General features: G+C 38.6%; 15 protein-coding genes. 6 read left to right on the top strand and 9 right to left on the bottom strand.

The genetic code is table 11. From position 1 onward, the window contains the following. Nucleotides 1-39 precede the first annotated feature (39 nt). The 6 genes from mukE (at nt 40) to ftnA (AC6H0J_RS06465) (ending at nt 9,380) form a co-directional block, all read left to right on the top strand. Nucleotides 40-792 (top strand): chromosome partition protein MukE, encoded by a 753-nt coding sequence (mukE, locus tag AC6H0J_RS06440; protein ID WP_065244706.1) that lies wholly within the window; start codon nt 40-42, stop codon nt 790-792. Beyond that, a complete protein-coding gene (gene mukB, locus AC6H0J_RS06445; protein WP_497513214.1) occupies nt 792-5,309 on the top strand; it encodes a chromosome partition protein MukB in 4,518 nt (1,505 codons plus the stop codon). Before mukE ends, mukB begins: the two co-directional genes overlap by 1 nt. 69 nt (nt 5,310-5,378) lie before the next feature. Next, nucleotides 5,379-6,254 (top strand): DMT family transporter, encoded by an 876-nt coding sequence (locus AC6H0J_RS06450; RefSeq protein WP_497513216.1) that lies wholly within the window; start codon nt 5,379-5,381, stop codon nt 6,252-6,254. Nucleotides 6,255-6,266: 12 nt separating this feature from the next. After that, nucleotides 6,267-7,688, top strand: coding sequence for an exodeoxyribonuclease I (sbcB, locus tag AC6H0J_RS06455; protein WP_046953158.1), 1,422 nt, complete (start codon nt 6,267-6,269; stop codon nt 7,686-7,688). A gap of 691 nt (nt 7,689-8,379) precedes the next feature. Then, complete coding sequence (ftnA, locus tag AC6H0J_RS06460) at nt 8,380-8,865, top strand: non-heme ferritin (RefSeq protein ID WP_005634630.1); 486 nt, start codon at nt 8,380-8,382, stop codon at nt 8,863-8,865. Between the two features lie 17 nt (nt 8,866-8,882). Beyond that, the gene (gene ftnA / locus AC6H0J_RS06465; RefSeq protein ID WP_005637808.1) at nt 8,883-9,380 is read left to right on the top strand and encodes a non-heme ferritin; all 498 of its coding nucleotides are present in this window, start codon (nt 8,883-8,885) and stop codon (nt 9,378-9,380) included. A gap of 330 nt (nt 9,381-9,710) precedes the next feature. Here ftnA (AC6H0J_RS06465) and AC6H0J_RS06470 read toward each other — a convergent pair whose 3' ends face one another. The 9 genes from AC6H0J_RS06470 to AC6H0J_RS06510 form a co-directional block, all read right to left on the bottom strand. Next, a complete protein-coding gene (locus tag AC6H0J_RS06470) occupies nt 9,711-10,169 on the bottom strand; it encodes an enoyl-CoA hydratase (RefSeq protein ID WP_497513218.1) in 459 nt (152 codons plus the stop codon). Further along, on the bottom strand, nt 10,162-10,791 hold the full coding sequence (locus AC6H0J_RS06475) for a hypothetical protein (RefSeq protein ID WP_497513220.1): 630 nt from the start codon (nt 10,789-10,791) through the stop codon (nt 10,162-10,164). The genes AC6H0J_RS06470 and AC6H0J_RS06475 overlap by 8 nt, the downstream gene beginning before the upstream one ends. Before the next feature lie 2 nt (nt 10,792-10,793). Then, nucleotides 10,794-12,071 carry a tail fiber protein gene (locus AC6H0J_RS06480; protein WP_497513222.1) on the bottom strand — a complete coding sequence of 426 codons (1,278 nt, stop codon included), beginning with the start codon at nt 12,069-12,071 and terminating at the stop codon, nt 10,794-10,796. Nucleotides 12,072-12,080: 9 nt separating this feature from the next. Further along, entirely contained in the window at nt 12,081-12,656 is a 576-nt protein-coding gene (locus AC6H0J_RS06485) for a DUF2612 domain-containing protein (RefSeq protein WP_497513224.1), read from the bottom strand. After that, on the bottom strand, nt 12,656-13,798 hold the full coding sequence (locus AC6H0J_RS06490) for a baseplate J/gp47 family protein (RefSeq protein ID WP_065250964.1): 1,143 nt from the start codon (nt 13,796-13,798) through the stop codon (nt 12,656-12,658). Before AC6H0J_RS06490 ends, AC6H0J_RS06485 begins: the two co-directional genes overlap by 1 nt. Nucleotides 13,799-13,909: 111 nt before the next feature. Continuing rightward, on the bottom strand, nt 13,910-14,800 hold the full coding sequence (locus tag AC6H0J_RS06495) for a phage antirepressor N-terminal domain-containing protein (RefSeq protein WP_497513226.1): 891 nt from the start codon (nt 14,798-14,800) through the stop codon (nt 13,910-13,912). 316 nt (nt 14,801-15,116) lie between these two features. Next, nucleotides 15,117-15,572, bottom strand: coding sequence for a DUF2335 domain-containing protein (locus AC6H0J_RS06500; protein WP_497513228.1), 456 nt, complete (start codon nt 15,570-15,572; stop codon nt 15,117-15,119). Then, nucleotides 15,572-15,766, bottom strand: coding sequence for a hypothetical protein (locus AC6H0J_RS06505; RefSeq protein WP_116938969.1), 195 nt, complete (start codon nt 15,764-15,766; stop codon nt 15,572-15,574). The genes AC6H0J_RS06500 and AC6H0J_RS06505 overlap by 1 nt, the downstream gene beginning before the upstream one ends. Before the next feature lie 263 nt (nt 15,767-16,029). Further along, entirely contained in the window at nt 16,030-16,836 is an 807-nt protein-coding gene (locus AC6H0J_RS06510) for an OB-fold protein (protein ID WP_497513230.1), read from the bottom strand. Between the last annotated feature and the right edge of the window lie 54 nt (nt 16,837-16,890).

Genomic DNA, 16,890 nt, shown 5'->3' on the forward strand with positions numbered 1-16,890 from the left:
GCTTAACCAAAAACGAATTCATAAAATGAGAAATTAACCATGACAGATATTCAAGATGTAATTTCCCCGAAATTGGCAAATGCCATTGCAAATCCTATTTTCCCAGCAGTGGACAGCTTGTTGCGTTCAGGTCGCCATATCAGCACAGATCAATTAGATAATCATGCTTTTTTGATGGATTTCCAAAATGAGTTGGATGGCTTTTATCGCCGCTACAACGTGGAATTAATTCGTGCACCGGAAGGCTTTTTCTATTTACGTCCAAAAGCGACGACCTTAATTGCCCGTTCAGTGCTTTCTGAATTAGAGATGTTGGTAGGAAAAGTGCTTTGCTATTTATATTTAAGCCCAGAACGTTTGGCGCAGCAAGGTATCTTCAGTACACAAGAAGTCTATGATGAATTACTCAACTTGGCAGACGAAGGCAAATTATTGAAAGCCGTCAATCAGCGCTCTAGTGGTTCGGATTTAGATAAACAAAAATTATCTGAAAAAGTACGCGCAGCGATCGGTCGTTTACGCCGTTTAGGCATGATTCATACCGTAGGCGAACAGCATAGCGGTAAATTTACTATTTCAGAATCAGTTTTCCGTTTTGGGGCTGAAGTCCGTTCTGGTGATGATCCATTAGAAGCGCAAGCACGTTTAATTCGAGATGGGGAAGCAGCCACACCGCAATCTCTCGAATTGGAAAAACAAGCAAAAGCAGCAAGCCATGCTGATGATCTCGATGATGAAGAAAGTGCGGTCGAAATTGATGAAGAATTTGATGATGCAGGAGAACAAGAATAATGTCTGATGTATTAGAACTTGAAAACGAAATCTATCAAGACGAACCAGAGCAATCAACCGAACAGGTTGAAGAAGAATTTATTGCTCCTGTATTAAACCAACATAATGGGGTAGAACGTGGTAAATTCCGTTCACTCACCTTAATTAACTGGAATGGTTTCTTTGCCCGTACCTTTGATTTGGATGAATTGGTGACCACGCTTTCCGGTGGTAACGGTGCCGGTAAATCCACAACTATGGCGGGTTTTGTCACAGCATTAATTCCAGACTTAACCTTATTGCATTTCCGTAATACCACAGAAGCCGGCTCGACAGGCGGCTCTCGTGATAAAGGCTTATACGGTAAATTACGTCCAGGTGTGTGTTATGCGGTATTGGATACCATCAACTCACGTCATCAACGAATTCTCGTGGGTGTGCGTCTGCAACAAATTGCTGGCCGTGATAAGAAAGTGGATTTAAAAACATTCTCGATTCAAGGTGTAGAATTATCCTTAAATCCGACCGCACTTTTCACCGAAACAGTAGGCGAACGTCAAGCGCGTGTACTCAATTTAAATGAATTAAAAGATAAAATTGAAAACCTTGGTGCACAATTTAAGCAATATCATTCCATCACCGATTATCACGGCATGATGTTTGATTTGGGCATTATTCCAAAACGCTTACGTAGTGCTTCAGACCGTAGCAAATTCTATAAATTAATCGAAGCGTCTTTATACGGTGGTATTTCCAGCGCTATTACCCGTTCTTTACGTGATTACTTATTGCCAGAAAACCTTGGTGTGCGTAAAGCCTTCCAAGATATGGAAAGTGCGTTACGTGAAAACCGAATGACCCTTGAAGCAATTAAAGTCACCCAATCTGACCGTGATTTATTCAAGCATTTAATCACCGAAACCACTAATTATGTGGCATCAGATTATATGCGTAATGCCAATGAACGCCGCGGTAATATCGAAGCGGCTTTAGGTTTCCGCCGTGATTGGTATAAAGCAAAAGCTGAGCAAGAATTATCGCAACATCGACTAATTGATTTAAGCCGTGAAGCAGCTGAATTGGCAGAAAATGAACGTACTTTAGAAGTCGATCACCAAAGTGCGGCTGACCACTTGAACTTGGTATTAAATGCGTTACGTCATCAAGAAAAAGTATCGCGCTATCAAGAAGACGTAGCTGAGCTTACAGAAAAATTAGAAGAACAAAAAATGGTTGTGGAAACCGCAACCGAACAGCTTGAAGAAAGCCAAGCACAATTTGAGCAAACGGAACTTGAAATTGACCAAGTACGTGCGCAACTTGCGGACTACCAACAAGCATTAGATGCACAACAAACCCGTGCATTGCAATATCAACAAGCAATTGCCGCGCTTGAAAAAGCGAAAACCTTATGTGGTTTAGCGGATTTGAGCGTGAAAAATGCGGAAGATTACCAAGCAGAGTTTGCTGCCCATGCAGAAAGTCTTACCGAGCAAGTGCTTGAGTTAGAACATAAAATGTCTATTTCTGAAGCGGCTAAATCACAATTTGATAAAGCGTATCAGTTAGTGTGCAAAATTGCCGGTGATATGCCTCGTTCAAGTGCTTGGGAAAGCGCTAAAGAATTATTGCGTGAATATCCAACGCAAAAAATTCAAGCACAACAAACCCCGCAATTACGCACGAAATTACATGAGTTAGAGCAGCGCTATGCTCAACAACAAAGTGCGGTTAAATTATTGGCTGATTTTAATCAACGAGCTAATTTATCTTTAGAAACCGCTGATGAACTTGAAGCATTCCATGCTGAACAAGAAGAACTCATTGAAAGTTTAAATGAAGAACTTGCTGAGCAAGTAGAAAACCGTTCAACCTTACGTCAAAAACGTGAAAGTTTGACCGCACTTTACGAAGAAAATGCTCGTAAAGCACCAGCTTGGTTAACTGCTCAAGCCGCTTTAGAACGCTTACAAGAGCAAAGTGGTGAAACATTTGAACATAGCCAAGATGTGATGCATTTTATGCAATCACAATTGGTGAAAGAACGTGAGCTGACTATTCAACGTGACAATTTAGAGAAACAACGTCAACAATTAGATGAGCAAATTTCTCGTTTAAGCCAACCAGATGGTTCAGAAGATGCTCGCTTGAATGTGCTTGCAGAACGCTTTGGCGGCGTATTGCTTTCTGAATTATATGATGATGTACCAATTGAAGATGCACCTTATTTCTCTGCACTTTATGGTCCTGCGCGTCATGCTATCGTTGTTCGTGATCTCAACACGGTACGCGAACAATTAGCTAATTTAGAAGATTGTCCAGACGATTTATATTTAATCGAAGGTGATCCAAATGCCTTTGATGACAGCGTACTTTCAGCCCAAGAACTCGAAATGGGCGTTGTGGTGCAAGTGTCTGATCGTGAATTGCGTTATTCCAAATTCCCGCAAATTCCATTATTCGGTCGTGCTGCACGTGAAAAACATTTAGAAGAATTACAAGCTAAACGTGATGAAATTGCGGAAGAATACGCACAAATCGCCTTTGATGTACAAAAATGTCAACGTTTACACGAACACTTTAGTCAATTTGTTGGCTTACATCTAGCGCTTGCGTTCCAACCAAATCCAGAAGAGGTGATGGCGGAAATCAATCAAGAACGCAATGAAATTGATCGCGAGCTCAATCAATTCTCAAGCACCGAACAACAAATTCGCATTAAATTGGATAATGCCAAAGAAAAAATGCAATTGTTGAATAAGTTAATTCCGCAGCTTAACTTGCTCGCTGATGATGAATTACTTGATCGCATTGAAGAATGTCGTGAACAATTAGACATTGCAGAACAAGATGAAAGCTTTATTCGTCAACATGGCGTTGCGTTGTCACAATTAGAGCCGATTGCCAATACCTTACAAAGTGACCCAGAAAATTATGAACGCTTAAAAGCTGATTTAACCCAAGCGATTGAACGTCAAAAACAAGTACAGCAACGTGTATTTGCTTTAGCGGATGTAGTACAACGTAAAAATCACTTCAGTTATGAAGATGCTGGTCAAGCAGAAACATCAGAGCTTAATGAGCAACTTCGTCAGCGTTTGGAACAATTGCAGTCACAACGTGATGCTCAACGTGAACAATTACGTCAAAAACAAAGCCAATTTGCACAATACAACCAAGTATTTATTCAATTGCAAAGTTCTTACGACAGTAAAAATCAATTGTTGAAAGAATTAATTGCTGAGATTGGTGAATTGGGCGTGCGTGCTGATGAAGGGGCAGAGGAACGTGCAAGAAATCGCCGTGATGAGTTGTATCAACAACTTTCAACCAGTCGTCAACGTCGTTCTTATGTTGAAAAACAATTAACACTCATTGAAAGTGAAGCGGAGAACTTAAATAAACGCATTCGCAAAGCGGAACGTGATTACAAAACTCAACGTGAATTGGTTGTAGCTGCGAAAGTCAGCTGGTGCGTGGTTCTGCGTTTATCTCGCAATTCTGATGTGGAAAAACGACTCAATCGTCGAGAATTAGCTTATTTATCTGCTGATGAACTACGTTCAATGTCGGATAAAGCATTAGGTGCACTACGTACTGCAGTGGCTGATAATGAATATCTCCGCGATGCATTACGTATTTCTGAAGATAGCCGTAAACCAGAAAATAAAGTTCGCTTCTTCATCGCTGTATATCAACATCTTCGTGAACGTATTCGTCAGGATATTATTAAAACGGATGATCCGATTGATGCAATTGAGCAAATGGAAATTGAGCTTAATCGCTTAACAGAAGAATTGACTGGTCGTGAGAAAAAATTGGCGATCAGTTCTGAAAGTGTGGCGAATATTATGCGTAAAACCATTCAACGTGAACAAAACCGTATTCGCATGTTGAACCAAGGTCTACAAAATATTGCCTTTGGTCAGGTGAAATCGGTACGTTTAGTGGTCAATATTCGCGATACACATGCGATGTTGCTTGATGCTCTGTCTGGTAAACAAGAAGAATATCAAGATTTATTCAGCGATAATCGTATTACTTTCTCTGAAGCCATTGCGAAACTTTATCAACGCATCAACCCGCATATTGATATGGGCCAACGCACAGCACAAACTATCGGTGAAGAATTATTGGATTACCGTAATTATCTCGAGTTAGAAGTTGAAGTATTCCGTGGTGCAGATGGCTGGTTACGAGCTGAAAGTGGCGCATTATCGACAGGTGAAGCGATCGGTACGGGTATGTCAATCCTATTAATGGTTGTACAAAGCTGGGAAGAGGAAAGCCGCCGTATTCGCGGTAAAGACATCGTACCGTGTCGTTTACTATTCTTAGATGAGGCTGCGCGTTTGGATGGTAAATCTATTTCCACCTTGTTCGAACTTTGCGAACGTTTGGATATGCAGTTACTTATCGCTGCGCCAGAAAACATTAGCCCAGAAAAAGGTACAACCTATAAACTCGTACGTAAAATCGCAGGCAACCAAGAACATGTACACGTTGTTGGTCTACGCGGATTCGGTGCGACAGAATAAAAAATAGAAGGGAAGTGCGGTTAAAATTTTAAGATTTTTGACCGCACTTTAATTATATAAGGAATTTAAATGCACAATCTTATTCTTGCCATTCTTTGCAGCGTAGCTGTTTCAGTTTTGCTTAAAATAGCCCGTAAAAAAAATATTATTATTGAACAAGCTATAGCATTCAACTACATCACGGCCATCACTTTCAGTTATTTCTTACTCAAACCTGATTTTAAAGGCTTAGAATTTACTGATTACATCGTACAAAGCGAAAATTCACCCATTTTTTTAGCGCTAGGTTTATTGTTACCTAGCGTGTTTATTATTATGTCAAAAGCGGTGGAGTTTGCTGGAATTGTACGTTCTGACGCAGCACAACGTCTTTCGTTGTTTCTTCCTATTTTATCGGCATTTTTAATTTTTCATGAAACACTAAGCCAATCTAAAATCATTGGCATTGTATTAGCCTTTATTGGTTTATTTTGTTTATTAACTAAGCCAAATCAAGGGCAAAATGCGGTTAATTTTAAAGGTGTTTTAGGATTAATCGGCGTTTGGTTTGGGTATGGCATTATTGATATTTTATTCAAGCAAGTGGCGAAAAGCGGCGGTGCATTCCCTGAAACATTGTTTATTTCCTTCTCGCTTGCAGCTTGCGTTATGTTTATCTATTTATTCTTAAAACGTGCCCAATGGACATCATCAAGTGTAATTAGCGGCATCGTTTTAGGTGTATTGAATTTCTTTAATATTTTATTCTATATAAAAGCACATCAAAGTTTTGCTGGAAATCCGACGCTTGTTTTCGCGGGAATGAACATTGGCGTAATTTGCTTAGGTACGCTAACTGGCGCATTAGCTTTTAAAGAAAAAATTAGCAAGTTAAATTGGATAGGTATTATTTTCAGTTTATCAGCTATTTTCTGCCTATATTATTTAGATAAACTTATCGCGTAAAAGAGAGTAGTCATGGCAAAAGATTTCAGCTTTTTTATTTACGATTATGAAAGTTTTGGTGTAAATCCAGCAACAGATCGTCCTGCGCAATTTGCGGGTATTCGTACAGATGCTGATTTTAATATCATTGGTGAACCAATAATGTTTTATTGTAAACAAACTAACGATTATTTACCGGCTCCTGACGCCGTAATGGTCACAGGAATTACACCACAAGAATGTAATGAAAAGGGGGTTTCTGAGCCTGAATTCGCCGCAAATATCTTAGCAGAATTTTCCCAACCCAATACTTGTGTCATGGGCTATAACAATATTCGCTACGATGATGAAATGACGCGTTATACGTTTTATCGTAATTTTATTGATCCTTATGAATACAGCTGGAAAAATGGCAATTCTCGTTGGGATTTACTGGATTTGGTCCGGGCTTGCTATGCGCTGCGTCCAGAAGGGATAAATTGGGCTTATGACGATGATGGTATGCCAAGCTTTCGCTTAGAAAAACTCACTAAAGCAAATGGTATTGAGCATGAAAATGCCCATGATGCGATGGCAGATGTGTATGCAACTATTGCTATGGCGAAATTAATTAAAGAAAAACAGCCTAAATTATTCCAATATTTCTTTGAAAACCGAGGTAAAAAAGAAATTGAAAAATTGGTTGATACAGGATCAATGGCGCCTTTAGTGCATGTTTCTGGTATGTTAGGGAATTATCGTGGAAATTGCACTTGGGTTGCGCCTTTAGCGTGGCATCCTACAAACCAAAATGCACTCATTGTTTGTGATTTAACTGGCGATATTGATAATTTATTAGCCAAAAGTGCGGATGAATTGCGGACAGATTTATATACCAAAAAATTGGAATTAGAAGAAAGAGGCGTTTCATCCGTTCCGTTAAAGCTTGTGCATATCAATAAATGTCCTATTTTAGCGCCAGCCAAAACCTTGTTGCCAGAAACAGCAAATCGCTTGGGTATTGATCGACAATTATGCTTGGATAATCTTGCAAAATTACGAGCATCTTTTGATATTAGAGAAAAAGTGACGGATATTTTTAATGAAGAACGTCAATTTGAATCGAATGATAATGTAGAAACTGAGCTATACAATGGCTTTTTCAGCAATGCTGATAAAAACAATATGTCTATTTTACGTAGTTTACCTGCAGAAAAATTAGCTGAACATGGTTTAGCTTTTGAAGATAAACGTATCCCTGAATTATTGTTCCATTATCGCGCTCGTCATTTTTATAAAACCCTCACACGCGCTGAACAAATTAAATGGCAGAAATATAGACAGAATAAACTTGAAAAAAGTGCGGTAGATTTTGAATCAAGTTTACAACGTTTAGCGGAGGAACATTCAGATAAGCCTGAAAAACTATCTTTGCTACAACAAGTATATGAATACGGTATAAAACTACTAGGTTAGTCGATACGTTGTCACATTTTTTAGAAGAGCGCGTTTTAATAAAAACGTGCTTTTTTGTTATTTTTATTCTGGGAATAATTATCCAAAAAATAATCCAGATTTTACGTAGCGTAATCACATAGATTTAGCTTATTTCACCTTTACATTATCCTTACATTTCAATTCATCCATTCAATAACTCTATAAAATAATACGTTACAACGTGTTATCTAGCCTTATTTTGTCTTGTTTTACTAGTACCTGTGACTTGTGTATAACTGTGTGATTTATTTAGCCCGTAGTTTTCGCTAACCCGATAACTAATTTCGCATAATGTATATTATGTTAAATCGTGTGAATATAAAAGTAACTTTTTGTTAGGTTGTCAAAAAGGGATACTCCGCTTCTTCTCCATTAAAAAGTTAAAGCAATAATATTTAATTCTGGATTTAGATTGCGCTAGGTGAAATCTGAATAAATTGACAGAAGATTTGGTAGTAGATTTAACATCTTTAATTGTGACATTGTAATTATTTTATGCGCCTAGATTACTCAAATGAGAATAATTGTTTTTTAATTTTCTTTTTAAAATTAATTGGTTATATGAATTTTATTTTAATAAAAAACTTGCAATTCTCATTTGTAAGCTTAAAATGAGAATCGCAAGTCAAGTTTTATTGCACTTTATCAATCAAATGGAAAGGAATTAGTTATGCTTAATCAAATCATCACAAACAAGCTGAATGACCAAATAAATTTAGAGTTCTACTCTTCTAATGTATATTTACAAATGAGTGCATGGTGCTCAATTCATGGCTATGAAGGTGCTGCGGCATTTTTACTTCGTCATGCAGATGAAGAATTAGAACATATGCAAAAATTGTTCAATTATGTAAGTGAAACTAGCGGCATGCCGCTTTTAGGAAAAATCGATGCACCTAAACACGATTATTCTTCATTAAGAGAAGTATTTGAAACAACTTTAGAACATGAAAAATTAGTAACTTCCAAAATCAATGAATTAGTTGAAGTTACTTTTGAAAATAAAGACTACTCTACTTTTAACTTCTTACAATGGTACGTAGCAGAACAGCACGAAGAAGAAAAATTATTTAGTGGCATTATTGATAGATTTAACCTTGTTGGCGAAGATGGTAAAGCGTTGTTCTTTATTGATCGTGAGTTAGCAACTTTATAATAAATAGGAGAAATAAAATGTTATCAGCAAATGTAGTAAAACTATTAAACGACCAAATGAACTTGGAATTTTATTCTTCTAATTTATATCTACAAATGAGTGCTTGGTGCGAGCAAAAAGGTTTTGAAGGTGCTGCAAAATTTTTATCAGCTCATGCAGCTGAAGAAATGCAACACATGCGTAAATTATTCACTTATTTAAATGAGACTGGCTCAGTTGCTCTAATTTCTGCAATTGAAGCACCATCACACGAATATAAATCATTAAAAGAAGTAATTGAAATTACCTATGAACATGAGAAATTGATTACAAGTAAAATCAATGAATTAGTAGGTAAAACTTTTGAAGAAAAAGACTACTCTGCATTTAATTTCCTACAATGGTATGTAGCAGAACAACATGAAGAAGAAAAATTATTCAGTGGTATCTTGGATAAATTGAATCTTCTTGGCGAAGATGGTAAAGGTTTATTCTTAGTTGATAAAGATTTAGGTAACCTTGCTACTGAAGCTTAGTCTAAGGGACTAAAGTATTTATGAGCCTAGTATTACACTAGGCTTATTTTTTATTTGAGATATGGATTTTATAAAGAAAAAACCCGCATAAAATTATGCAGGGTTAAAATAATTGTGGTGCCTAGGGTCTGTTTCTTTTTGTGTTGATTTTAAAAGATAAAATTTAAATTTGGCGTAATTTTGGCGTAGTCTGTATTTTTTACATGATATATTTTACTGTTATTTGTTACGTTGTATCATTTTAATGATTAATGAATTACTAAGTAACTTGGGTAATAATATACCATTTAGAGAAAATAGTAAAAGACGGCGGAATTACCCGCCGTTTGTCTATTTTTGAAAGATTGCCGATAGTTGATTTGGACTAAACCGCCAGCCATTTTCCCCACCGCAAATCGCATTAAAACACCATTCAGAACAAAAATACTTACTGCGTTTTTGCTTAATGCCCAATATAATCCCTAACGCTCCCCACCAGTCATATTTTTTGCCAGAAGTGCGGTTAAAATAGGCTTTGATTTGCTCATCGGTGACATCGTTGAGTGGGATTAAATCCCATTTGGTGTTATCGGATACATCAATCTGTTTGCACCGCACCCCACCGTCTTGTACCGATGATGAGTAGCAGTCATATACTGTCGCATGCTCATAATGATGCTCAATGGCAATCTCGCAGTGCGAGTATTTGCCCTTTGTGCAAAATCGAGTAATGCGGTCGGCTATCGCTTTGACTGGCTCTTTGCGCCAGTCTCTCTTGTGTTTGTACATCGCCAAATAAACCTTAGCCATTTTGATATGCCTCCATTAGTGAGTCCATTTGTTTGATGATGTCATCATGGATTGATTGCAACTGCTCAAGTGTGAGATTAGGGGCTTTGAGTTCATACTTACGCATGCGCTGATTAGCCAGCTCAACTTGTAGCTTTTCGAGCCCTGCTGCTTGCACCAAAATTAAATCTGTTGCGGCTTTGTTATTTAACCCCGCGCGTTGTGCAAAGTCTGAGATATATCGACTGCACTCACCTTCATAATTTGCTGATTTAAATGCTTCTGCCGCCGCTTGGCGTTCGCGATATTCCGATTCGAATCGAGTCCACGTGCTATAAATTGTTGCCGCGTACTCATCGATGTTGACGATAAGGCGAGTTTGAGTGTCGGCTAAAAGTGCGGTCTGTTTTTCCGCTGATAGCTCAAAAGACTTAGTATTCGGGTTGAAAACATGGAATGGACTAGGAGCCTTGCCTGAGCATTTTATTTTTCCATCTTCAATCCATACTGCGCCACCGCCAGTAATGCTGAGTGATATCTCATCAATTTCCGTTTGAGACTCAACATTGACCCACTGTCCGTTATTGTCATGCGGGATATAATCCGGCAAAAATTGTTTTGTGTCTAAATTAAATAACATCATATTTACCATCCATACCAACCAATAGCGATAATGTTTAACCCTGTGCGACCAGAATTAAATACCTCCACAACGTTTCCGTTTTGGATATTTGCGCCAACAACATGACGCCCGCTCCCCACATCCATTACTTGTACTCGGCAAGTACCATTAAATGGCTCTGGCAAATTGAGCTTGGAATACCCATTAATTGTTGCCCCCATGATAATAGTGCGCATTACCCCATTATCACCCATTGGCACATCATACACTTCGGCGCCTTCATAGTGATTACCGTACCACTGGTGTCTAAATCTACTTTTGGCATAGACATCGGATTTACTCGCAAACTTATCATGTAGAAATCCATAAGCTTTACTCCACAGGTTACCTGATGAGGTAATTGTGAATACACCTTGTCGGCTGTCTCTATTCCAATCCGCACCCTCTGGCGTGTTATGGAATGAAATTTGGGTTGAGTTATTACCCGCGTCGCTCATCCACATTGATGCACGAGGGATATTGTCTGTTTGGTAAAAATCAACAAACACACCAGTATTTTGACCGCTGGCTTTATTTTTAAGCATGAGTCCATTGGCAAAACCGCCAGATTGGCTACCTGTGATGGCAAGACTGCCAGTCATCGTATCGCCTGATTTAGACACACGACCATTCGCATTGTTATTTGCTGCATATGCGGCAATTCTGGCTTCGATGCCTTTGTCATAAGCCGTTTTAACCGCTGCACTGGTTGCAACGGTTTCTGCACTATTGCTATTTACTGCAGAGGATTTCTTGCTGTTTGGGATAACATTGCCAAGCGAGCGTGTGTTGGAGTCAATAAGCTGTTTTAGCTGATAGGCGGTTTTAGGCGTTAAGGCTAAATCTTCACTTTGGCTATCGTAGCCAGTGTAGAGTTTGGTTATTCCATATTGAGTTAATGTCGCCTGAGCAATCTCACTCAACGCAAATCCCCAACGCACCCAATATTGCGAATTTGATTCATTCGGGCGGTTGTTTTTGCTATTTTTTAATGCTCGGTAGCTTAGCCCTTCAAACTGGACGCAAGAGCCTTTAGTATAGTCTTGTGTAGCAGACCATTCGGGTAGCCCTCGTTGCATCAAATAAGTGTGTTTTTCGTCAAGTCGTTTAAACAAAAAGTTAAACCACTCCATGGGAGGGATACCTTGTGTTTGGTCAAACGTAATCCCCCAACCACGCAATAAGTCAGGGAAATTATCGACCTCACCTTGTTTTGCAGATGATGCAAAAATGCTTTCATCTGGCTTATTTACTAATGCCATATATGACCTCTATATTAGGTTGAAAAGATATTGCACACCTGCTTGGCGCGGCAGTATATCTAAGTGGTTGATTGCGAATTTCTTAAAATCAGATGTGATAGCGCTTGGTACAGAGATAGAGACGGTCATATCGTAGTTATCCACGATGTGACAACCTTCGCCAAAAATAAATAGGCACGCCTCAATTAAGTTTGGTAGCGTGCCTATTTGGTAGTTTTTAAGGATTCTGCATTTAATCAGAAACCGATAATCATCATCGGATAATCTGACGGAATCAGACAGCGGGTCTCGTTTACGATACCACTGAGCACCGCCTAGTCTTTTTTGGCTAAATCCAAGTGCATTGGGCGAATTGCGGAAACCGAAAAATTTACGTAATTGATAGCCATTAATAACCCGAAATTGCCCGACGTGTTTACCGACCAAATCAAGCTGATGCCCTGTTGCTGTTTCAATATTCAACACATCTTGCAATCGATATAAATCGGTAAAGCCTTGCCCAATAATACTTTCAAATAGCTTAATCGTTGAGACGGCTTTGGGCTTGTTTCGGTATTGCCAAATCAACAAATCAGAATAGCCCATTATTCCACCTCAATGGTTATATCCGTTGCTAAAATTCGGATTAATTCACGTGGTTGTGCGGTAATATTTTCCGTAGTGAGAGACTGCCCTTTACGCCCGATTTTTAGTTCTTTCACCCAGAAACCACCCACTTTATTTATTGGCGAATAAAGTCTGGAAAGCGAAAGATTTTGCCCGATGCCAAAGCGTTGAATGGATAATAATCGTTTGATTTCATCCTTATCCACTTCAGTAAAATCCTCATATCGAACACAACGCATAGATACTTGCACATCAACAGGCGTTGCACGGTCGAACCGTAATGCTCTACGCTCGCCATTTACCGTTAAAGTTGTTTCTGTAGCACCTTGCAACCCGACCCCTGCCCCTTTGTTTTCATAAATAACGTGAGCGATTTGCTCATCTGCCCCGCCATCGACAATAATATTCAAGGAGTTAGGTTCAACCCCATATTTATCACGCTGTTTAGTGTTATTTTCCAGCACTTTAACTTGTCTAACATCAGGCAATGCGGCAATTTTTGACTGGATAGCATCGGCAGAATTTTGCGCATTTTTGGTTCGACTGATGAAAAAACGTTCTCGTAATTGCAAGTCGGTTTCTTCTTCCTCGCCAATTTCGGCATTTTCGAATGTGGTTGCGGAGGTAAGCCCAAGCGTAACGGTCTCAATGGTCAAATTCGTGTTTTTTATGAGGTTAAACGCACCCAATTCTTCGCTACGAAAGTCTGCACGAGCAGAACCATTGCTATCTAACTGCACATCTGCCGTTAATACCCACCGCACTTTATGTGGGTCAGACACTACAATCCCCGCATAAAGGTGAGTTAATGGCTCTCCTGTTAAAATCACTGAGCGCAAATAGCTATAGCTTGCCGCTCGTCTTATCAACCCTGCATAAGCGACCCGTTGATCGAGCCAAGCACCTGTCGCAACATCAGGATCTAACTGTCGATATACATTCTCGGCAAGCTCCTCAATATCCATCTTCATTTGAGCAAGCAAGCCCACCATTTGCCCATCGGGTGAGTTGGGCGATAGGTCGATATTTTGCCCATAGATTTGTCTAAATCCATCTTCAAATCGCGCCACGATTTCGTTTAATCGCTCAATTTGAATGCCAGTTTCAATCAGTTTTGCCATATTTTCTCCAATAAAAAACCCGATCGGAAATGATCGGGTGGTAATTTTAAGCACGCCCAAAGCCGCTTACAGTTTCCTGTAAGCGGTAAGTGCGGTCGGATTTTGTGTTGTTTATAGAATATCTAGCTGAAATCCTGTTGCTTTAGGGTTGTAGGCTCGAAGATATTTTAATACGCGCCAGTTATTTCCTTGCTCGTACTCAAATTGCCCTGTAATACGATTCAACACATTATGTGCCTGACGGAGAGTACTGCGATATTCGTAAGCCATGTCATGAACTGGTGCAGCGTAGTGCGAACCAATTTGTTTTAATCCTGGGAGAAGATTTTGGCAAAGTTCCGTGCCACGCAATAAAGCGAACCACGCCCAAACGAGCTGTTGTAGGTCATGCTCTGTAAATTCACGGATGAATAGCTCATCTTTTTTCTGTTCAGTGATAAGCTCACCTTCAAGCACGATTCTGTGAACATACTCTACCGCTTGAGGTAACTGCTCTAATGTTAAATCTTCGATTGATTCCACATTAAAGCGTTGATGGACTAAATGATAAGCCTCAGAATAAATTAATCCCTTTTTGCTCACGAGCATATTCACGGCATTGCGTAAACCTGTGCGATCATCTACCGTAGTTTTACGTTCAGCTTTGCCATTAAACCAATAATCATGTAACGCTTGATAACACTCTTTTTTGTATTTGATTAATGTGTCACGGATTTCTGGTTTACAACGATTAATATCAATACCAAATAACCAACCGTTTAAATATTCGATTGGCAAGCAGATCATTTCACGGTTTTTACCATCTTCGGCAACTATGGTTATGATGACCATAGTTGAATTTAATACATCATCACGTTTCATTCGAGAATATTGAGATTTCCAATCCAAGCCGATATTTTCGCAGATTGGTTTCATAGCAGTGTAATGTGTACCGTTTTGTTTAAATGTAACTAAAGATTGATGATTGAATGAAATTGTTTGAGTTGAGATTTGATTAGACATAACTGTCTCCTGTTTATTTTTTCTGAAATTAGATACCCTTATTTTAAGGGTGCCAAGAGGTTCAGAAGCTAAAACAGGTTAGCTGGGATTATTCCCCTTTCGGGTATTTTATTCTCCGCCCTCTCGGCATAGATAAGATATGGTTATGCGCAATGAATGTTTAATGGCAATAAACAAACAAGGTTGCTAAATTTTACGCATAAAAAAACCGCTATGCTGTCGGGAGCGGACTTGCCGCCTGTTTCTAAGGTTCTGACACCTTGATAAAAATAATAATGAAAAAAGCCTGCTTTGTAAACAGGCTTCTAAAAAGAAATCATTTTTTATGATTGCCAACAATAAATGATGCAACCAAAGAGGCTAATCCTGCGCCCATTAATAATGCGGCACTATGAGTATCTCCTAAATGAGCGATATATGCTGACAAAGCGGTGAAAAGAAAGACGGTAAATGCACCAGCTTTTTGACCGAAATGTTGATTACTTTGCTCTTTCTTTTTTAGTGAACCTTCATATTCTAAGCGCTTATCCATTAAATCCTGGGATTTTTCCGCCATAGCCATAATTCTATTTGCACCATCAGGTATAATTTGATTATACACCGAAAGATCTTCAGGCGCAGGAAGTGGGCCAAAATGTATTTTTTGTTGTTGAATGATGATTTCTCTTGCTTCAGGAATTTCCAGTATTCCTTCAAGAATAGACGGGTCTTGTTTTACTGCCGCAACAATATCCTGTTCTTTAGATTTGGATAGTTTCTTGCTTGCTGACATTAATAATCTTCCCTTTTATTTAATGCATCATACAAATGCTGCCCTGTTTCTTCCCAAGCATTGTTAAAATATTTATACTCATTCGGCTCGGTTTCAATTGTAGAAGATACTGAAACAACGGGGGCAATATTTAATATGGAACCAAACCCCAACAAGAAATTGCTAATGCAATGGGTGTGTTTAGGTTTTTTCATATCCGTTTCCTTAAAAAAGTTAAAAATCCCTCCTTCAGCACAAAAACAAAAGCCCACAAAACCAAGGTTAAGCAGGCGCATTCCTTTCGAGTGCTGTTAAAGAGCGTGATCTATAAAAAAGATCGCACTAGATAATAGATGAAAAGTTTTCTTTTTACAAGAAATTGCTTGCAATGACTAAAAAAGAAATAAAATCTTACCGCATGAAAAAGCCCCTTGGGTGTCAAGGGGATTTGTAAGTTGAACTAAAATATTAACCTATATTATTTTTTTAACTGCAAATACTCGACCAGTGGGGCATATTCAGCGTCAGCCATGATTTGACTAGATATATTCCCCTTGCCTTTTTTGAAAGCGGAATTTATTGATTTGACCAAACAACCCATTTCAATTTCTTTCTTACATCCAGCAAAATCATTTGTTTTTTTCGCAGCAGCTTCCAAAATAAGTGCAACCATTCTGATACCTTCATGAACGTCAGCTACATTGCCTAACTTTAATTTTTCAGTTTGCTGAACGTATGATTCCACTACTTCTTTAACAATACCTTTCTTATCGACAAATTGGCAGTTATTCAACATTGGGGAACCCGCGACTTCACCTGCACCTCTGCAGTAAATTTCAACCTTTTGCCCCTTATTTAAATCTATAAGTTTTTCTTGGTCTGATTTTTTAAATCTAGCCTGAACAGAATTGAAACTATACTTATCTTTTGTTGCAAAAGTAATAAATGGCTCATCTCCCATGCCGCTATCTATGCTTTTTATTGTGCCAGATACAATAAACTCTTTGCCTTTGTATTGTTTATCTCCTCTAACTTCATTTTCACCATAGGTTTTTAAAATGCTTTCAGCAGGGATTTTTGCTTTCAATCCTTTAATTCGCTCATTTTCTTCATATACCCGATCAAGAGAAGCTTCACTGCCATCAAGATATCCATTAATGTCATCTTCTAAAAAAATACGGAAAGCCTGAATTTCTCTTTCTGTTGGTTGATATTTCACATCTTCAGCGATAGCCGCCCCTGTTAAAGATGAAAAGATGAGTGATGCTAATAATAGTTTTTTCATTTCTAACTCCATTAGGTTTAAATTTGGAAAGACTTTACTACAAAAAAAGCTATT

This window comes from Haemophilus sp. THUN1691 (assembly GCF_059704425.1).

Excerpts from the sequence above, each read along its gene's own strand:
- mukE (WP_065244706.1), top strand. The coding sequence starts at position 40 with ATGACAGATATTCAAGATGTAATTTCCCCGAAATTGGCAAATGCCATT.
- mukB (WP_497513214.1), top strand. The coding sequence starts at position 792 with ATGTCTGATGTATTAGAACTTGAAAACGAAATCTATCAAGACGAACCA.
- AC6H0J_RS06450 (WP_497513216.1), top strand. The coding sequence starts at position 5,379 with ATGCACAATCTTATTCTTGCCATTCTTTGCAGCGTAGCTGTTTCAGTT.
- sbcB (WP_046953158.1), top strand. The coding sequence starts at position 6,267 with ATGGCAAAAGATTTCAGCTTTTTTATTTACGATTATGAAAGTTTTGGT.
- ftnA (WP_005634630.1), top strand. The coding sequence starts at position 8,380 with ATGCTTAATCAAATCATCACAAACAAGCTGAATGACCAAATAAATTTA.
- ftnA (WP_005637808.1), top strand. The coding sequence starts at position 8,883 with ATGTTATCAGCAAATGTAGTAAAACTATTAAACGACCAAATGAACTTG.
- AC6H0J_RS06470 (WP_497513218.1), bottom strand. The coding sequence starts at position 10,169 with ATGGCTAAGGTTTATTTGGCGATGTACAAACACAAGAGAGACTGGCGC.
- AC6H0J_RS06475 (WP_497513220.1), bottom strand. The coding sequence starts at position 10,791 with ATGATGTTATTTAATTTAGACACAAAACAATTTTTGCCGGATTATATC.
- AC6H0J_RS06480 (WP_497513222.1), bottom strand. The coding sequence starts at position 12,071 with ATGGCATTAGTAAATAAGCCAGATGAAAGCATTTTTGCATCATCTGCA.
- AC6H0J_RS06485 (WP_497513224.1), bottom strand. The coding sequence starts at position 12,656 with ATGGGCTATTCTGATTTGTTGATTTGGCAATACCGAAACAAGCCCAAA.
- AC6H0J_RS06490 (WP_065250964.1), bottom strand. The coding sequence starts at position 13,798 with ATGGCAAAACTGATTGAAACTGGCATTCAAATTGAGCGATTAAACGAA.
- AC6H0J_RS06495 (WP_497513226.1), bottom strand. The coding sequence starts at position 14,800 with ATGTCTAATCAAATCTCAACTCAAACAATTTCATTCAATCATCAATCT.
- AC6H0J_RS06500 (WP_497513228.1), bottom strand. The coding sequence starts at position 15,572 with ATGTCAGCAAGCAAGAAACTATCCAAATCTAAAGAACAGGATATTGTT.
- AC6H0J_RS06505 (WP_116938969.1), bottom strand. The coding sequence starts at position 15,766 with ATGAAAAAACCTAAACACACCCATTGCATTAGCAATTTCTTGTTGGGG.
- AC6H0J_RS06510 (WP_497513230.1), bottom strand. The coding sequence starts at position 16,836 with ATGAAAAAACTATTATTAGCATCACTCATCTTTTCATCTTTAACAGGG.